The sequence below is a fragment of the Curtobacterium luteum genome (assembly GCF_014646995.1).
Classification (GTDB): Bacteria; Actinomycetota; Actinomycetes; order Actinomycetales; family Microbacteriaceae; genus Curtobacterium; species Curtobacterium luteum.
Map to the genome: position 1 here is coordinate 78,903 of NZ_BMOI01000004.1, position 16,894 is coordinate 95,796.

At 71.7% G+C, this 16,894-nt stretch carries 14 protein-coding genes; all 14 read right to left on the reverse strand.

The window, feature by feature from the left end:
- Positions 1-659: 659 nt before the first annotated feature.
- The 14 genes from IEY20_RS06260 to murC all read right to left on the reverse strand — a co-directional run bounded on the left by IEY20_RS06260 (position 660) and on the right by murC (position 16,771).
- Entirely contained in the window at positions 660-1,736 is a 1,077-nt protein-coding gene (locus IEY20_RS06260; RefSeq protein ID WP_175328647.1) for a quinone-dependent dihydroorotate dehydrogenase, read from the reverse strand.
- A complete protein-coding gene (nrdR, locus tag IEY20_RS06265) occupies positions 1,733-2,212 on the reverse strand; it encodes a transcriptional regulator NrdR (RefSeq protein WP_022904268.1) in 480 nt (159 codons plus the stop codon). Before nrdR ends, IEY20_RS06260 begins: the two co-directional genes overlap by 4 nt.
- A gap of 12 nt (positions 2,213-2,224) precedes the next feature.
- Positions 2,225-3,532: a histidinol dehydrogenase gene (gene hisD / locus IEY20_RS06270; RefSeq protein WP_175328648.1), complete on the reverse strand. Its 1,308-nt coding sequence runs from the start codon at positions 3,530-3,532 to the stop codon at positions 2,225-2,227.
- 67 nt (positions 3,533-3,599) lie between these two features.
- On the reverse strand, positions 3,600-4,418 hold the full coding sequence (locus tag IEY20_RS06275) for a hypothetical protein (protein WP_175328649.1): 819 nt from the start codon (positions 4,416-4,418) through the stop codon (positions 3,600-3,602).
- A 1-nt stretch (position 4,419) separates the two neighbouring features.
- Positions 4,420-7,902: a DNA polymerase III subunit alpha gene (gene dnaE / locus IEY20_RS06280; RefSeq protein ID WP_217504368.1), complete on the reverse strand. Its 3,483-nt coding sequence runs from the start codon at positions 7,900-7,902 to the stop codon at positions 4,420-4,422.
- Positions 7,903-8,414: 512 nt separating this feature from the next.
- Positions 8,415-9,338: an RluA family pseudouridine synthase gene (locus tag IEY20_RS06285; RefSeq protein ID WP_175329662.1), complete on the reverse strand. Its 924-nt coding sequence runs from the start codon at positions 9,336-9,338 to the stop codon at positions 8,415-8,417.
- 10 nt (positions 9,339-9,348) lie between these two features.
- Positions 9,349-10,017, reverse strand: a complete 669-nt coding sequence (gene lspA / locus IEY20_RS06290; RefSeq protein WP_175329661.1) for a signal peptidase II — start codon at positions 10,015-10,017, stop codon at positions 9,349-9,351.
- A 2-nt stretch (positions 10,018-10,019) separates the two neighbouring features.
- Positions 10,020-10,712, reverse strand: coding sequence for a DivIVA domain-containing protein (locus IEY20_RS06295; RefSeq protein WP_188888973.1), 693 nt, complete (start codon positions 10,710-10,712; stop codon positions 10,020-10,022).
- Positions 10,713-10,889: 177 nt separating this feature from the next.
- Positions 10,890-11,195 (reverse strand): YggT family protein, encoded by a 306-nt coding sequence (locus IEY20_RS06300; protein ID WP_022904261.1) that lies wholly within the window; start codon positions 11,193-11,195, stop codon positions 10,890-10,892.
- A gap of 116 nt (positions 11,196-11,311) precedes the next feature.
- Positions 11,312-11,863 carry a cell division protein SepF gene (locus IEY20_RS06305; RefSeq protein ID WP_175329660.1) on the reverse strand — a complete coding sequence of 184 codons (552 nt, stop codon included), beginning with the start codon at positions 11,861-11,863 and terminating at the stop codon, positions 11,312-11,314.
- Between the two features lie 43 nt (positions 11,864-11,906).
- A complete protein-coding gene (locus IEY20_RS06310) occupies positions 11,907-12,620 on the reverse strand; it encodes a YggS family pyridoxal phosphate-dependent enzyme (RefSeq protein WP_175329659.1) in 714 nt (237 codons plus the stop codon).
- 79 nt (positions 12,621-12,699) lie between these two features.
- Positions 12,700-13,866, reverse strand: a complete 1,167-nt coding sequence (gene ftsZ, locus IEY20_RS06315; RefSeq protein WP_175329658.1) for a cell division protein FtsZ — start codon at positions 13,864-13,866, stop codon at positions 12,700-12,702.
- A 185-nt stretch (positions 13,867-14,051) separates the two neighbouring features.
- The gene (locus tag IEY20_RS06320; protein ID WP_175329657.1) at positions 14,052-15,347 is read right to left on the reverse strand and encodes a cell division protein FtsQ/DivIB; all 1,296 of its coding nucleotides are present in this window, start codon (positions 15,345-15,347) and stop codon (positions 14,052-14,054) included.
- Positions 15,344-16,771 carry a UDP-N-acetylmuramate--L-alanine ligase gene (gene murC / locus IEY20_RS06325; RefSeq protein WP_175329656.1) on the reverse strand — a complete coding sequence of 476 codons (1,428 nt, stop codon included), beginning with the start codon at positions 16,769-16,771 and terminating at the stop codon, positions 15,344-15,346. The genes IEY20_RS06320 and murC overlap by 4 nt, the downstream gene beginning before the upstream one ends.
- Positions 16,772-16,894: the final 123 nt, after the last annotated feature.

Here is a 16,894-nt window from a genome sequence, read left to right on the forward strand (position 1 = left end):
GCGCCCGCGCTCGTGCTCGTGCCCGTGCCCGGGCCCGCCTTGCAACCGGTCACGACTCCCCGCCGCGCTCACGCCGAACGGTCACGAGCCGTCGGTCACGAGCGCCGAGAGCGACCCCTCGTGACCGGCCGCTGAAGCTGAGCGGGGTGTCGTGACCTCGCGCGCGACCGCGTCTTGCGCGCCTGCCACCCCGATTCCGAGCCCGAGCCCGCCCGGGCCCGCCTTGCAACCGGTCACGACTCCCCGCCGCGCTCACGCCGAAGGGTCACGAGCCGTCGGTCACGAGCGCCGAGAGCGACCCCTCGTGACCGAACGCCGAAGTTGAGCGGGGTGTCGTGACCTCGCGCACGACCGCGTCTTGCGTGCCTGCCACTCCGATGCCGAGCCCGAACGCGCCCGGGCCTGCCTTGCAACCGGTCACGACTCCCCGCCGCGCTCACAGCGAAGGGTCACGAGCCGTCGGTCACGAGCGCCGAGAGCGACCCCTCGTGACCGAACGCCGAAGCTGAGCGGGGTGTCGTGACCTCGCGCACGACCGCGTCTTGCGCGCCTGCCACTCCGATGCCGAGCCCGAGCGCGCCCGGGCTGCCCGCCCGCCCGGGCTGCCCGCGCGCCCGGGCTGCCCACGCGCCCGCCGTCAGCGGGCGGCCCGCCCGCCGTCAGCGAGCAGCGCGCCGCAGCCGACGACGACGGAGGTGGTTGATGCGCGCAGCCCAGGTCGGCCCCTCGTAGAGGAAGGCCGTGTAGCCCTGCACGAGCGTCGCGCCGGCGTCGACGCGGTCCTGCACGTCCTGTTCGCTCGTCACTCCCCCGACCGCGATGACGCAGAACTCCTCGGGGACGGCAGCCCGGACACGCCGCAGGACGTCGAGCGACCGGGCAGCGAGCGGCGCACCGGAGAGGCCGCCCGCTCCCATCGCCTCGACCTCGGCCGCCGGGGTCTGCAGCCCGGAACGGTCGATCGTGGTGTTGTTCGCGATGATCCCGGAGAGCCCGAGCTCGACAGCGAGTCCGGCGATGGCGTCGATCTGCTCGTCGGTCAGGTCAGGCGCGATCTTCACGAGCACCGGGGTCCGCCCTGCGGCGTCGCGCACGGCGGTGAGGAGCGGCCGGAGCTGGTCGAGCTCCTGGAGACCACGGAGCCCCGGTGTGTTCGGCGAGCTGACGTTCACGGCGAGGTAGTCGGCGAACGGCGCGAGGAGCCGCGTCGACTCGAGGTAGTCGTCGATCGCGTCCGCGACGTCGACCACGCGGCTCTTGCCGATGTTGACGCCGATGACCGGCCGGCCGGAGTTGCGTCGTGCCCGTTCGAGGCGACGCGACGCAGCAGGTGCGCCGTGGTTGTTGAACCCCATCCGGTTGATGAGCGCCCGGTCCGGGATGAGTCGGAACAGCCGTGGTCGCTCGTTGCCGGGCTGCGGCTTGGCGGTGATCGTGCCGACCTCGACGTGGCCGAACCCCAGCACGCCGAGACCCCGGATGCCCTTCGCGTCCTTGTCGAACCCGGCCGCGAGACCGAACCGCGACGGGAAGTGGATCCCCATCGTCGTGATGCCGTCGGCGGCCGAGGGGCGGGAGGACCGTTCGACGAGTCGCCCGATGAACGGCACGTGCGGGATCAGCCGGATGACGGCGAACGCGAGGTGATGGGCTCGCTCCGGGTCCATGTTCGCGAACACGGAGCGGAAGACGACCTCGTACCCGCCGCGGATGGCTCGCTCGACGCCGACGCTCACGCGTCCGCGCCCTCGGGACGGGCAGCGGCGTGGTGGTCGAGGCGGAGCTGGCCGATGGCGTCCTCGAAGTCCTCGAGGGAGTCGAAGGCCTGGTACACGCTCGCGAAGCGGAGGTACGCGACCTCGTCGAGCTCACGGAGCGGCGCGAGGATCGCGAGCCCGATGTCGTTCGCGTCGATCTGGCTGGAGCCGGACGACCGCACGGTCTCCTCGACACGCTGCGCGAGGATCGCGAGGTCGCCGTCGGTCACCGGACGGCCCTGGCACGCCTTCCGGACACCCGAGACGATCTTGTCGCGGCTGAACGGCTCGGTGACGCCGTTGCGCTTCACGACGTTGAGCGACGCCGTCTCGGTCGTCGAGAACCGGCGCCCGCAGTTCGGGCACTGGCGACGGCGACGGATGGAGGTGCCGTCGTCGCTCGTGCGGGAGTCGACGACGCGGGAGTCCGGGTGGCGGCAGAAGGGGCAGAACATGGCGTGCCCAGGCTATCGGTTCGTGCGCTCCGTCACGGCGGCTCCGTGCGCGGGCAGCTGTTCCTCGGTCGCGAGCGCCACGATGTGCGGCGCGACCTCGGCCAGCGCCTCGGCCGTGTACCGGATCACCTGCTGCGGCCGCAGGAAGGTGGACGCCGAGAGCCCGGACCCGAACCGCGCCTGCCCACCGGTCGGCAGGACATGGTTCGACCCGGCGAGGTAGTCGCCGAGGCTCACCGGAGTGCTCGGTCCCACGAACACCGCACCCGCGGCGTCGATGTCGGCGAGGACCGCGTCGTCGTCGGCGGTCTGGATCTCGAGGTGCTCCGGCCCGTAGGCGTTGCTCACGGCCGCGGCATCGGCCAGCGAGTCCACGAGCACGATCGCGGACTGCGGACCGTCCAGGGCTGTCTGGAGGCGCGTGGCGGTCCCCACGCGTTCGGTGCGTTCCGGGATCGCGGCCTCGACCGCATCGGCGAACGCCGGCGACGTGGTCACCAGCACGCTGCCCGCCTGCTCGTCGTGCTCGGCCTGGCTGATGAGGTCGGCGGCCACGTACCCCGCGTCGGCCGAGTCGTCGGCGATCACGAGGATCTCGGTGGCGCCGGCCTCGGAATCGATGCCGACCGTGCCGCGGACGATCCGCTTCGCCGCCGCGACGTAGTTGTTGCCGGGGCCCGTCACGAGGTCGACTGGCTCGAGGCCGATCTCCGGCACGCCGTACGCGAGGGCACCGACCGCGCCGGCACCGCCCATCGCGTAGACCTCGTCCACGCCGAGGAGCCCCGCTGCCGCGAGGATCGTCGGGTGGACGTGTCCGCCGTGGGCACGCTGCGGCGGGGACACCAACGCGATCGAGCCGACACCGGCGATCTGCGCGGGCACGACGTTCATGACGACGCTCGACGGGTAGACGGCCTTGCCACCGGGCACGTAGAGCCCGACACGACGCATCGGCTGCCAGCGCTGGTGCACCTCGGCCCCGTCCGCGAGGGTGGTGACGGACCCGGCGGGCACCTGGGCGGCACTCGCGGCACGGACACGGCGGATCGCTTCGTCGAGGGCCGTGCGGAGTTCGGGGGTGAGTCCCGCGACCGCTGCCGCGATCTCGGCCGCCGGCACCCGCACGTGCTCCGGGGCACCGCCGTCGAAACGGACGGCCTGCTCGCGGAGCGCCGCCGCCCCGTGCTCCCGCACCGCGTCGACGAGCTCGCGAGCGGCGTCGACGGCGTGCGAGACGTCACCGACGGCACGCGGCATGAGGCGGAGGAGTTCGGCGCGGGCGGGGAGGCCACCACGGAGGTCGATTCGCTGCATCATCAGGGCACCAAGCCTAGCGACGACGGCCGACAGCCTCCTGGCGGGGCCGGGCCGTGCCTCCAGGCCGTCAGACGGGGGCGACCGCCTCGACGACCGCAGCGTGCCGTGCCACGGCGAGGTCGTCCCACGCACCGAGGACGTGCAGCGTCGCGATGCGGAACGCGAGCGCGCGGACGAGGAGCTGCGGCCAGTCCGGGGTGCCGTGCCCGAGCGGCACCAGCGCGGAGGTCGGGACGCCCTGCCAGCAGACCGCGTCGACCACGGCGACCGCCTCACCGGTGCCGGCGGGACGCCAGTACGGCGGCCAGTCGATGATCGTCGGCGGGGCGCCGTCGGCGAAGAGGACGTTGCCGAGCAGGTCCCCGTGCACGAGCTGCGACGGGGTCGCCACCGGCCGGAACGCCCGCGCGAGCCGGTCGAGCGTCGGGTCGGTCGGCAGCGGCTCGTCGCCCCAGGCCATCCGGTCCGCGCGCGACCAGGCGTCGTCGAGGAGCTCTGACGGGTCCTCCAGGAACGCGGGACGACGCAGCCCGGCGATCGCGTCGTGGAAGGCGCGCCCCGCGTCGACGACGGCCTCGACCCGCGAGGGGTCGGGGCGACCCGGTGCCCACGCCCATGCCTCCCACTCCCCCGCACGCCACGCTCCGGTGGTGGTGCGGACCGGCCGGGGCGTCCGGAACGCGGGCGTTTCGTCGAGGCCGTCGAGCACGGCGGCGCGCCAGTCGGTGACGGCGGCCCCGTCGTGCGGGCGGAGCACGACCGGGCCGGCGCGCCAGGTCATGCCGCGTCCGCCGACGAGGCGAACCGGCGCGATGTCGGCGACGCCGAACGCCGCCAGCACCGCAGCGTCGGGCGGTGCAGCGGCGTCACCCGGCGCGCCGTGCACGTCAGACCAGGCAGCGCGGGCCGAGCAGGCTCTTCAGCTCGCCGAACAGGTCGGGCGTCAGGTTCACCGGGAACGGCAGCTCGAACGTCCGGGCGACGTCGTCCTTGAGCAGCTTCAGCCGGACCTCGGTCTCCCCGCTGTGCCGGCCGAGCACCGCGGCGAGCTCGGTGACCGTCTCGGTGGTCGCCTGCCGCTCGGGCAACGACAGCGTCAACGGACCGGAACCCATGACGTCGCCGACGTTCGGCTGGAACATGCTGACCGCGTGCAGCGCCTTGCCGTCGTCACGGACGTTCACGCGGCCGCGGAGGACGACGATCGAGTCCGCCACGAGCGACGGCCCGAACTCCTGGTACGTCTTGCCGAGGAACATGACGCCGATCTCGCCGCCGAAGTCCTCGATCTGGACGATGCCGTAGGGGTTGCCCGACGACTTCGCCACGCGGTGCTGCACGCTCGTGAGGAGTCCCGCCACCGTGACCGTCTCGCCCTCGACGGAGTCGTCCGCCGCGATGAGGTCCGCGATGGTGATCGACTGGTGCTTCGCGAGCTCGATCTCGAGGCCGGCGAGCGGGTGGTCGGACACGTAGAGCCCGAGCATGTCCCGCTCGAACGCGAGCTTGTCGCGCTTCGACCACTCGGGGCGGTCCGGCACCTGGGAGACCGGTGCGGCCGTCGGCTGCTCCTCGGCGACCTCGGCGAAGAGGGAGTCGAAGTCGAACCCGACGTTGCCGTTGGCCTCGTCGCGCTTGACCTTCACCGCGGACTCGACGGCTCCCTCGTGGATCTCGACGAGCGAGCGTCGGCTGTTGCCGAACTCGTCGAAGGCGCCGGCCTTGATGAGCGACTCGACCGTCCGCTTGTTCGCGGAGGAGATCGGGATCTTGCGGAGGAAGTCGTGGAACGACTCGAACGCGCCCTTCTCGGTCCGCGCCTTCACGATGTCGTCGACGACGTTGAAGCCGACGTTGCGGATCGCGCCCATGCCGAACCGGATGTCGTCGCCGACGGCCGCGAAGAACCCGATCGACTCGTTGACGTCCGGCGGCATGACCTTGATGCCCATGCGGCGGCACTCGTTGAGGTAGAGCGCGAGCTTGTCGCGGGCGTCACCGACGCTCGTGAGCAGCGCGGCCATGTACTCGGCCGGGTAGTGCGCCTTGAGGTACGCCGTCCAGAAGGACACCACGCCGTACGCGGCCGAGTGCGCTTTGTTGAACGCGTAGTCGGAGAACGGCAGCAGGATGTCCCACAGCGTCTTGATCGCCGCGTCGGAGTAGCCGTTGTCCTTCATGCCCTGCTCGAAGCCCGCGAACTGCTTGTCGAGCTCGGACTTCTTCTTCTTGCCCATCGCGCGGCGGAGGATGTCCGCCTGGCCGAGTGAGAAGCCTGCGACCTTCTGCGCGATGGCCATGACCTGCTCCTGGTAGATGATCAGACCGTAGGTCTGGTCCAGGATGTCGGCCAGCGGCTCGGCGAGCTCCGGGTGGATCGGGGTGATCGGCTGCTCGCCGTTCTTGCGCAGCGCGTAGTTCGTGTGCGAGTTCGCACCCATCGGCCCCGGACGGTACAGGGCGATGAGCGCGGAGATGTCCTCGAAGTTGTCCGGCTTCATGAGCCGGAGCAGACCGCGCATCGGGCCACCGTCGAGCTGGAACACCCCGAGCGTGTCGCCGCGCTGGAGGAGCTTGTAGGCCTCGTCGTCCTCGAGGCCCATCGTCTCGAGGTCGAGCTCGGTCCCCCGGTTCGTCCGGATGTTGTCGAGGGCGTCGCTGATGATCGTGAGGTTGCGGAGCCCCAGGAAGTCCATCTTGATCAGGCCGAGCGACTCCGCTGCCGGGTAGTCGAACTGCGTGACGATCTGGCCGTCCTGCTCCCGCTTCATGATCGGGATGATGTCGATGAGCGGGTCGCTCGACATGATGACGCCGGCCGCGTGCACGCCCCACTGGCGCTTCAGCCCCTCGAGCCCGAGCGCGGTGTCGAAGACCGTCTTCGCTTCGGGGTCGGTCTCGACGACCGTCCGGACGTCGACGGCCTCCTTGTAGCGCGGGTGGTCCGTGTCGAAGATCCCGGTGAGCGGGATGTCCTTGCCCATCACGGGCGGCGGCATCGCCTTGGTGAGCTTCTCGCCCATGCCGAACGGGAAGCCGAGGACGCGCGAGGAGTCCTTGAGCGCCTGCTTCGCCTTGATGGTGCCGTAGGTGACGATCTGCGCGACACGCTCGGAGCCGTACTTCTCGGTGACGTACTTGATCGCCTCACCGCGGCGCCGGTCGTCGAAGTCGACGTCGAAGTCGGGCATCGAGACGCGGTCCGGGTTGAGGAAGCGCTCGAAGATGAGGCCGTGCCGGATCGGGTCGAGGTCGGTGATGCGCATCGCGTACGCCACCATCGACCCGGCGCCGGAACCACGGCCCGGTCCGACGCGGATGCCGTTGTTCTTCGACCAGTTGATGAAGTCGGCGACGACGAGGAAGTACCCCGGGAAGCCCATCTGGTTGATGATCCCGACCTCGTAGTCGGCGCGCTCCTGCACCTCGGGCGAGATGCCGTCCGGGTAGCGGTACTCGAGGCCCTTGCGGACCTCCTTCTCGAACCAGGAGTGCTCGGTCTCGCCCTCGGGCACCGGGAACTTCGGCATGTAGTTCGCCGCGGTGTCGAACTCGACGTTGCACCGCTCGGCGATGAGCAGCGTGTTGTCGCAGGCTTCCGGGCTGTCACGGAACAGGTGCCGCATCTGCTGCGGGGTCTTGAGGTAGAACTCGTCGGCGTCGAACTTGAACCGGTTCGGGTCGTTCAGCGTCGCGCCGGACTGGACGCAGCGCAGGGCCGCGTGCGACTTGGCGTCGTGGGCGTGCGTGTAGTGGAGGTCGTTCGTGCCGACCAGCGGGATCCCGAGGTCCTTGGCGAGGCGGATGAGGTCGCTCATGATCCGCCGCTCGATCTCGAGCCCGTGGTCCATGATCTCGGCGAAGTAGTTCTCCTTGCCGAAGATGTCGCGGTAGTCCGCCGCGGCCTGCACCGCCTCGTCGTACTGCCCGAGGCGCAGGCGCGTCTGGATCTCACCCGAGGGGCAGCCCGTCGTCGCGATGATGCCCTCGTGGTACTCCTGCAGCAGCTCGATGTCCATGCGGGGCTTGAAGTAGTAGCCCTCGAGCGAGGCCTTCGACGACAGCCGGAACAGGTTGTGCATGCCCGTGGTGTTCTCGGCGAACATCGTCATGTGGGTGTACGAACCCGCACCGGAGACGTCGTCCCCGCCGCCGTCACCCCAGCGCACGCGGGTCTTGTCGGAGCGGTGCGTGCGCGGCGTGATGTACGCCTCGGTCCCGATGATCGGCTTGACGCCGCCGGCCTTCGCCGCCTTCCAGAACTCGAACGCGCCGAACATGTTGCCGTGGTCGGTGACGGCGACGGCGGGCATGCCCTGCGCGGCCGTCTCGGCCACGAGGTCGCCGAGACGCGCGGCACCGTCGAGCATCGAGTACTCGCTGTGCACGTGCAGGTGGACGAAGGAGTCGGAATCCGACACGGAACCTCCGGTTCGCGGGAGCTGCTGCGGTGTGGGAACAGCCTAACCGCGGCCACCCACATTCCCGGGCGTGGCGGCGTGGCGCTCGGTGACTCACGTGGGCGGGCGCCGTCGATCGGTCGGGACACGCCGCATCCGCGGTGCCGCGTGGTCGCGAAGTGTCGCCGTCCGCCGGCGGGAGCGACGGTTCGTGCCCTCTCGGCGCGCGTGCCGTGGCGCGCGGCCGCGCCGCGCCGCACCGCGCCGGACGGGAGGCCCGGGGCGGCCCCGCCACGCGCCTCCAGGCCGGGACCGGGTCGCGCCACGCGCGGGGCGCGACGTCCCGGTCGCGCAACACGCCGTCGGCGTACCAGGGTGGTCGCAGGAACCGTCGCCCGCCACCCCCTCGAGCGACGGTTTCCGCGACCACGGCGCCCGCGCCCGGGCGAGCCGCCGCGCCGAGCACCGGCGCCGCACCCCGCCTACGCGGCGCGGATGCGGTCGAGCGCCTCCTGCAGGTCCTCCGGGTACGACGCCTGGAACTCCACCCACTCCCCCGTGCGCGGGTGCTCGAAGCCGAGCCGCACCGCATCGAGCCACTGCCGGGTCAGCCCGAGCTCGTTCGCGAGCACCGGATCGGCCCCGTACATCGTGTCCCCGACGAGCGGGTGCCGGGTCGCCGCCATGTGCACGCGGATCTGGTGCGTCCGACCCGTCTCGAGGTGCACCTCGAGCAGCGTCGCCGACCGGAAGGCCTCGAGCGTCTCGTAGTGCGTCACGCTCGGCTTGCCGTCCGCCGTGACCGCGAACTTCCAGTCGCTCGACGGGTGCCGGCCGATCGGGGCGTCGATGGTGCCGGAGGTCGGGTCCGGGTGGCCCTGGGCGAGCGCGTGGTAGACCTTGTCGACCGTCCGCTCCTTGAACGCGCGCTTCAGGTGGGTGTACGCGAGCTCGGTCTTGGCGACGACCATCAGCCCGGAGGTCCCGACGTCGACCCGGTGCACGATGCCCGCGCGCTCGGCCGCGCCGGAGGTCGCGATCGTGAAGCCGGCGGCTGCGAGGCCGCCCGGCACGGTCGGGCCGTCCCACCCGGGCGAGGGGTGTGCCGCGACGCCGATCGGCTTGTCCACGACGACGATGTCCTCGTCGTCGTGCGCGATCGTCATGCCGGGCACCTCGACGGGGACGATGCGCGGAGCTTCCTTCGGCGTCCACTCGACCTGGAGCCAGGAGTCCGCGTGCAGCCGGTCGGACTTGTCCGCCGTGACGCCGTCGACGGTCACGCCTCCGGCCGCGACGACGTCGGCCGCGAACGACCGGCTGAACCCGAGCAGCTTCGCGATGGCGGCGTCGACGCGCTCGCCCGCGAGGCCGTCCGGGACGGGGAGGGATCGGGTCTCACTCAACGGTCGTGCCTCACGTGGCGTCGTGGCCGAGCTGGTCACGGCCGTGCGCGTCGCGTCCGTCACGCGGCGCGCGCGGGTCGTCGACGAGCGGCCGGGAGGCACTGCTCGCCTCCGCCTCGGCGCTCGCGTCCGCTGCGTCCCGCTCGCGTCGCTGCTTCTCGCTCACGGCACGGGTGCCGTCGAGGTTCACGCCGAGGATCACGAGCAGGACGAAGATCACCATGCTGACGCAGATGAACGAGTCGGCGATGTTGTAGATCGCGGGCATCATCCACGGCGTCGAGATGAAGTCCACGACGTGGCCTCGACCGAACCCGGGCTCACGGAAGAGCCGGTCGAGCAGGTTGCCGAGCGCACCGCCGAGCAGCATGCCGAGGACGATCGCCCACCACATGGACCGGATCCGCCGCGCGAACACGACGATGGCGACGACGACGGCCGCGGAGACGATCGAGAACACCCAGGTCATGTTCACCGCGAAGGAGAACGCGGCCCCGGGGTTCCGGACGTAGAGGAACTGCAGCGCGCCCCCGAGCACGGGGACCACCTGGCCGTACGGCAGGTGCGCGACGACGAGCGCCTTCGCCGTCTGGTCGAACGCCACCACGACGACAGCGGCGAAGGCCAGTGCCGCGATCGCGCGGACACTGACCTTCGCTCGTGGTGCGGGTCGTGACAACGTCAGTTGCCGACGCCCGAGGCAGAGGCCGGCGCGAAGCCGGACTGCTCGGTGCCGCCAGAGGTCTCGAGCTCGTTGAGCTGCCCCTGGATGTAGCTCTTGAGCTGCGCACGGTAGTCGCGCTCGAACGTGCGGAGCTCGTCGATCTTGCCCTCGAGCTGGCGCTGCTCCGGCTCGAGCACCGCGACACGCTGGCGGTTCGTGTTCTCGGTGTCGGCGATGATCTGGCGCTGCTTGGCCTCGGCGTCGGAGACCAGGCGAGCGGCCTGCGCGGTGCCCTCGGCGATGAGCGCGTCGCGCTTCTCGATGCCCTCGCGGACGTGCTCCTCGTGGAGACGACGGGCGAGCGTGAGGAGGTTCGTCGTGCCCTCGGTGTCCTCGTCCGGGGAGACCGTGGCCGCAGCGGGTGCAGCGGCGGCGGCGACCGGCGTGGGCTCCGGAGCGGCGGCGACGGGGGCCGGCTCGGGCTCGGGGGTCGACTCGGGCTGCTCGGCGACCTGCTCGGTCGCGGCCGGCTTCGGCGCCGACTCGGCGGCCTGCAGGCGCTGGCGCAGCTCGTCGTTCTCCGCGGTCAGGCGACGGAGCTCGACCACGACCTCGTCGAGGAAGTCGTCGACCTCGTCCTGGTCGTAGCCCTCACGGAACTTCGTCGGCTGGAACCGCTTGTTGACTACGTCTTCCGGCGTCAAAGCCATTGCCGTCACCTCAATAGAACTGCTGAACGTGTGGAACCACTCCCGGTGCGACCGAACCTACCAGTCGCACCGCGTGGTGCGGATGCCGCGCCGGAGCGGGCATCGATCCCGACCACCGTACACCGACGGGGTCGGGGAGTCGTCACCGCGCCTGGCGTGGCGCGTGTCGCGGCTGGATCAGGCCGTGGCCGAGGCCGCGATGAGCAGGTTGACGATGAACCGGACGATGATCGCCACGAGCAGCACGATCGTCCAGCCGAAGTCCAGGGCGACCGGTCCCATCCGCATGGGCGGGAGGAGTCGGCGCACGAACCGGATGGGCGGGTCCGTGACCGTGTAGACCACGTCGGCCACCACGAGCAGTCCGCCACGGGGGCGCCACTGCCGGTTGAAGGTCTGCACGAGGTCCAGGGCGAACCGGCCCCAGAGCACGATGATGTACAGCAGGAGTGCGTAGGACAGGATCGTGAGGATCGCGGTCACGGTGGGGCTCGCTCGTCTCGGGTGGCTGCTCCCCGGACCGGTCGGTCAGGGACGGACGGCCACGGGCGGGTGGGCCGGCCGGTCAGCGCGGGCGGTGAGCGCGCGCTGGGTCCGGCTCAGGACTGGGCGAAGAAGTTCGCCTCGATGTCGGACTCTACCTCAGGCGCCTCACCGCTCACTGCGACGTGGGCCGGGGAGAGGAGGAACACCTTGTTCGTGACGCGCTCGATCTTGCCGTAGAGGCCGAGCGACAGCCCCGAGGCGAAGTCGATCATGCGACGCGCGTCCGCCTCGGTCATCTGCGTGAGGTTGATGATCACGGGGATGCCGTCACGGAAGCTCTCGGCGATGGACTGCGCGTCCTTGTACTCGCGGGGGTGGACGGTGAGGATCTCGTTCATTTCCTGGACCGGGGTCGCCTTCTGTGCGGTCGTGTGCGAGCGGCGGAGCGGGGTGACCTGGGCACCGCGCTGCGAGGTGTGCGCCTTGGGCTCGGGGGCCGGGGTCGGTGCGGGTGCAGCCGCCACCGGGTTCTCCGGGGCAGCCGGAGCAGCGGCGGCGGGTGCTGCCTGCGCGCGCGCCGGGGTGGCCTGCGGCTCGTCCTCGTACTCGAGTTCCTCGTCGGCGAGGCCGAGGTAGACCATCGTCTTCTTCAGCGGACCAGCCATGGTTCCTCCCGGGTTCGTGCTCGTGGTTGCCCTGCTGTCGAGGCTACGGTGCGTCCGGCCGTTTCCCGGTGATTGCGGTCCCGATCCGGAGGTGTGTCGCGCCCGCGGCGATCGCCTCCGCGTAGTCGCCGCTCATGCCGGCGCTGATGTCCGTCGCGGCGGGCGCGAGGGAGACCACCCGCTCCGAGATCCCACGGAGCCGGGCGAACGCCGCTCGGGGTTCCTCGTCGAGCGGTGCGACCGCCATGACGCCCCGCAACCGGATCGTCCCGGTGCCCAACACCCGCTCGACCATCGCCTCGACGGCGTCGGGCCGCACGCCACCGCGGCCCGGGTCGTCCGTGAGGTTGACCTGCACGAAACCGTCGATGACCGGTGGCTCCGGCTCGGCGGCGGTCGGCGCGAACGCGTCCACCACCGAGTCCCGGTCGAGTGACTGCACGACGTGTGCGTACCGCCGCGCCTGCCGGGCCTTCTTCGACTGGAGCTGCCCGACGAAGTGCCAGGTGAGCGGCAGGTCGGCGAGCTCCGCGGCCTTCGCCTGGGCCTCCTGGTGGCGGTTCTCCCCCACGTCGGTGACACCGAGCGCAGCGAGTTCGCGCACGAGTGACGCCGGGTGGTACTTGGTGACGACGACGAGCGTCAGCTCGTCGGGGCTGCGCCCCGCCACCCGCGCCGCGTCCGCGATGCCCGCCCTGACGGACGCGAGTCGCGCCTCCAGTCCGTCGTCGTGGGACGGGGCAGACGGAGGGCCCACGACGCCGGTTCCGACACGACGCGCCAGCGGCGTGGCGGCCGTGCCGGTGGGGCGGCGCGACTCACCTGCCATGGTCGGCCTACTTCAGGAAGTCGGGGACGTCGAGCTCGTCGTCGTCGTCGTCGAACGCCGGGTCGGCGGCGCGCTGCGCCGGCGCCTGGTGCTCCTGCGACGCCCACGAGGGGGTCGAGGGTGCGGCGTCGTCGACCGCACCGGTCGCGCCGGCCGCCACCGGCGACGTCGCCCCGGCCTCGGGGTCGACCCAGCTCGAGCGACGCTCCTTCTGCTGCCCGGTCGGCTCGCCGCCGTCGAAGCCCGCGGCGATGACGGTCACGCGGACCTCGTCGCCGAGGGTGTCGTCGATGACCGCACCGAAGATGATGTTCGCCTCGGGGTGGACGGCCTCCTGCACCAGGCGGGCGGCGTCGTTGATCTCGAAGATGCCGAGGTTCGAACCGCCCTGGATCGAGAGCAGCACGCCGTGCGCGCCGTCGATCGAGGCCTCGAGCAGCGGGCTGGCGACGGCGAGCTCGGCCGCCTTGATCGCCCGGTCCGCCCCGCGGGACGAGCCGATGCCCATGAGCGCCGAACCCGCACCCTGCATCACCGACTTGACGTCGGCGAAGTCGAGGTTGATGAGGCCCGGGGTCGTGATGAGGTCGGTGATGCCCTGGACACCGGCGAGGAGCACCTGGTCGGCGGTGGCGAACGCCTCGACCATGGAGATGCCGCGGTCGGAGATCTCGAGCAGGCGGTCGTTCGGCACGACGATGAGCGTGTCGACCTCGTCCTTGAGCGACGCGACGCCGTTCTCGGCCTGGGACTGCCGGCGCTTGCCCTCGAAGCTGAACGGCTTGGTGACGACACCGATGGTCAGCGCACCGATCGACTTCGCGATGCGGGCGACCACGGGAGCACCACCCGTGCCGGTCCCGCCGCCCTCACCGGCGGTGACGAAGACCATGTCGGCGCCGGCGAGGGCCTCCTCGATCTCCTCGGCGTGGTCCTCGGCGGCACGCCGGCCGACCTCGGGGTCCGCGCCGGCACCGAGGCCGCGGGTGATCTCGCGACCGACGTCGAGCTTGACGTCGGCGTCGCTGAGCAGCAGGGCCTGTGCGTCGGTGTTGATCGCGATGAACTCCACGCCGCGGAGGCCGAGCTCGATCATGCGGTTGACGGCGTTGACGCCGCCGCCGCCGACTCCGACGACCTTGATGACGGCGAGGTAGTTGTGGTTCGTGGTCACGTCAGTCCGGCCTCCGGTTGAACCCTCAACCTCTACTTGAAAGTCAGGGTTTTTGCTGCTAGGTGTGGTGCTTGCGTCGACGCTACGGGTGCCCTCCGCACGCTGCCCAGCCGCCACGCCGCGTGTCGCGCGATTCCGCCCGGACACACGCGGTCCCGGCCGTCCGACGACGTCGGCGGGACCGGCTAGCCCGCAGCGCGGATCACGCCGTTGTCCGGCGCGCTGACGTCGTACTCCACGACGGTCCCGGGGTTCCTGGCCTCGTGGTCCTTGACGAGGGCGGCCAGCAGGCGCGCCTTGGCGTCGGACGAGTCGGGGCTCCCCCAGACCACCTTCGAGCCGTCCTGCAGGGTCAGGGTGACGTCGTCCGCGGTCGAGGCCGCGACGGCCTTCGTCTGCGAGCGGACGGTCGACGGGAGCGCGAGGACCACCTCGGTCATGGTGCGGAACACACGCGAGCCGAGCTTCGCGCTGCCGATGTCCGCGAGCGGCATCGTCGCCGGGCGGGCCTTCGCCGACTGCACGACGATCCCGGCGGGGTCGACGAGGTCGAAAGAGCGCCCGGACCGCACGGCGACCACCGGGGTGCGCTCGGTCACGGTCACCACGAGCGTGTGCGGGGGTGCCTCCTCCGTCACGTAGCTCTCCACCAGGGGGAACTCCGCGATGTCGCGCTTCACCTCGTCGAAGTCGAGGCGGGCGAGCGGCGTGCCGATCTGCCCGGAGAGCGCCCGCCGGAGCGCGGCGTCGTCGACGCGGTTCGTGCCCTTGACCTCGATGGTCTGCAACGCCATGAGCGGGGAGTACACCGCGACGAGGATCGACGCGCCGAGGACGACGACGATGCCGGCCGCCGTGATCCAGACCGCACGACGGTGCCGACTCCGTCGGGTGAATCGCCGGACCTCGGCGCGCTCGAGCAGGCGTCGGCGGCGCTTCGCGATGCGGGCCTCGCGGGCGGTCTCAGCGGCACGCACGCGCGCGCCGATCGGCGTCTCGAGGACGTCGGTGACCCGGGCGTCGGTCGCGGAGCCGGCGTCGCGGTCGTCGTGCTCGGCGCGTTCGTCGTGCTCGGCGAGCTCGTCGTGCTCGTTCGCGCCCCCGTGCGGACGTCGCGTCCCGTCGTGGCGGGGCGCGGTGTCCGCGACGGGGCGCGACTCGTCGTGCGCCGTGGCGTGGTCCTCGTCCGGCGCGTACGCGCGGAGGCGGCCGGCGACGGACGACAGTCCGGCGCCGAGCCGACGACCGGCGGTGCCGGCGAAGGCCTCGGCGCGCTCACGCGGGGACGTCCCCGGCGTGCTGTCCGTCTCGGCGTCCGCGGCCGGCGGGGCGGGGTCGAGCCGTGCCTCCAGGCCGTCGTCCGGCGTCGGCGGGACCGCGCGACGCGGTGGGCGGGGGGCACGACGCTGCCGTGGCGCCGGGGCGCCCGTCTCCGGAGCGGCCGACTCCGGACGCTCGTCGAACCCCTCGGGACGCTTCACCGGGCCGGCGTCCCCTCGGAGTCGTCGTGGAGCGCACCGAGCACCTGCGGGATGATCCGGTACACGTCGCCGCAGCTCAGGGTCATGATGAGGTCGCCCTCGTGCGCGACCGCGGCGGCCCGGGCTGACGCCTCGTCCCAGTCGGGCAGGAAGTCCACGCGGGACTGGTCGTGGAAGCGCTCCTGCACCAGGGCACCGGTCACGCCGGGCTCGGGGTCCTCCCGGGCGCCGTAGACGTCGAGCACGACCGTGTGGTCGGCGAGCTCCTCGTAGACCTTGGCGAAGTCGCCGGCCATGAGCCGCGTGCGCGAGTAGAGGTGCGGCTGGTGGATGGCGATGATGCGACCGTCGCCGACGACGTTCCGTGCGGCCCTGAGCGCCGCCGCGACCTCGGTCGGGTGGTGCGCGTAGTCGTCGTACACCGCCACGCCGCGCTCGACGCCGTGCAGCTCGAAGCGCCGCTGCGTCCCGCCGAAGGCCTCGATCCCGCGGACCGCGTCGGCCGGCGCCACGCCGAGACCGGTGAGGACTGCGAACGCGCCGACCGCGTTGACGGCGTTGTGCCGCCCGGGGACGCGCAGGGTCAGGTGGTGCGACTCGCCGGCCGCGCGGAAGTCGACCTCGACGCCGGCTGCCTCGGTGATCCGCTCGATGCGGACGTCGGCGTCGGCGGCTTCGCCGAAGGTCACGATCTCGGGGGCGTCCGGACGCTCGCGGATCCCGGCGGTGACGCGCTTCGCCCCGTCGTCGTCGCTCGAGATGACGACGCGCTCGGAGGCCTTCGCGGTGAACTCGACGAAGGCCTCGATGAAGGCCTCCTCGCTGCCGTAGTGGTCGAGGTGGTCGGCGTCGACGTTCGTCACGAGGGCCACGGCGACGTCGTAGAGCAGGAACGAGCCGTCGGACTCGTCGGCCTCGACCACGAAGAGGTCGCTCGACCCGGGGGCCGAACTCGTGCCGAGGGACTGGATGACACCGCCGTTGACGAAGCTCGGATCGAGGCCGAGCTCGACGAGGGCGGTGACGATCATGCCGGTCGAGGTGGTCTTGCCGTGCGCGCCGGCGACGGCGACGAGCCGCTGCCCGGCGATGAGCGCGGCGAGGGCCTGGGAGCGGTGCAGCACGGGCAGGCCGCGACGCTGCGCCTCGAGCAGCTCGGGGTTGTCCGGCCAGAGCGCGCTCGTGACCACGATGGTGTCCGCGGCACCCACGTTCGCGGCGTCGTGCCCGATGTGGACCGTCGCACCGAGGTCGCGCATGGTCTGCGTCGTGGCGGTCTCGCGGGAGTCGCTGCCGCTGACGGTGTGCCCGGCGGCGAGGAACATCCGGGCGATGCCGCTCATGCCGGAGCCGCCGATGCCGACGAAGTGCACGGCGCCGAGGTCGTCCGGGATCGGCTGGGTCAGGTCCGGCTTGATGGTCATGGTTCCTCCGTGGTGCTGCCGGTGGTCGCCCGGCCGTCGGCGTCGCGTGCGGCGTCGGTCGTGTCGCGCGGTGCGGCGTCGGTCGTGTCGCGCGGTGCGGCGTCGGTCGTGTCGCGCGGTGCG

Bases quoted from the DNA above. Each gene is read 5' to 3' on its own strand.
- IEY20_RS06295 (WP_188888973.1), bottom strand. From the start codon at position 10,712: ATGGCTTTGACGCCGGAAGACGTAGTCAACAAGCGGTTCCAGCCGACG.
- murC (WP_175329656.1), bottom strand. From the start codon at position 16,771: ATGACCATCAAGCCGGACCTGACCCAGCCGATCCCGGACGACCTCGGC.
- nrdR (WP_022904268.1), bottom strand. From the start codon at position 2,212: ATGTTCTGCCCCTTCTGCCGCCACCCGGACTCCCGCGTCGTCGACTCC.
- IEY20_RS06305 (WP_175329660.1), bottom strand. From the start codon at position 11,863: ATGGCTGGTCCGCTGAAGAAGACGATGGTCTACCTCGGCCTCGCCGAC.
- hisD (WP_175328648.1), bottom strand. From the start codon at position 3,532: ATGATGCAGCGAATCGACCTCCGTGGTGGCCTCCCCGCCCGCGCCGAA.
- dnaE (WP_217504368.1), bottom strand. From the start codon at position 7,902: ATGCTCGACGGTGCCGCGCGTCTCGGCGACCTCGTGGCCGAGACGGCC.